Below are 674 nucleotides of genomic sequence, written 5' to 3' on the forward strand. Positions count from 1 at the left end.
GCTCCATGACGAGCTGAGAGTACGCAATGCCAATCACACAACCTGTTCGATCGTGTGTGTGGATCGGGACACCCCAGGGATCCGCCGCACACATCCGCGCTGAATCACTTCACGTCACACTCGGGGACCGGCCTGTGCTGAGTGGGGCCGACGTCACCGTTTCTGCCGGGTCAAGGCTGGCGATCGTCGGCGACAACGGCCGGGGCAAGACCACTTTGCTCCACGTGCTGGCTGGGATCCTGAAGCCTGACTCAGGGGTGGTGACCCAGGTGGGTTCCCTCGTCCTGGTGAAGCAGGACATGGCTCCCGAGGACAACCGCACGGTAGGTGACCTGATCGCCGAGGCGCCTGCTCCCGCCAGGGCAGCGCTGCAGGAGCTGGACGTGGCCAGCGCTGCGCTAGCCACGGGTGAGGACGCGGCCGATGCCTATTCCGCTGCGCTCGAGGCGGACAGGCTGCTGGACGCGTGGGATGCCGAACGCCGCGTGGACATCGCTTTGGCGGGTCTGAACGCTTGCAGTGACCGCGCTCGGGGCCTGTCGACATTGTCGGTGGGCCAGCGGTACCGGGTACGGCTGGCGGTCGCACTCTGGGAGACACATAACCGCTTGCGGGTGGACGAGCCCACGAAGACCCCTGACCACAACGTATGAAGACTACGGCTCGCAAACAAA

The 674-nt window shown here is 65.1% G+C and carries 1 protein-coding gene; it reads left to right on the plus strand.

Translation table 11 applies throughout. The annotated features are described in order from the left end of the window. The first annotated feature begins 134 nt into the window (after nucleotides 1–134). Nucleotides 135–653 (plus strand): ATP-binding cassette domain-containing protein, encoded by a 519-nt coding sequence (locus tag BLD48_RS16005; protein ID WP_201723170.1) that lies wholly within the window; start codon nucleotides 135–137, stop codon nucleotides 651–653. The last annotated feature ends 21 nt before the right edge of the window (nucleotides 654–674 follow it).

Origin of the sequence: Exiguobacterium sp. KRL4 (genome assembly GCF_001870785.1) — a bacterium.
GTDB lineage: Bacteria > Bacillota > Bacilli > Exiguobacteriales > Exiguobacteriaceae > Exiguobacterium_A.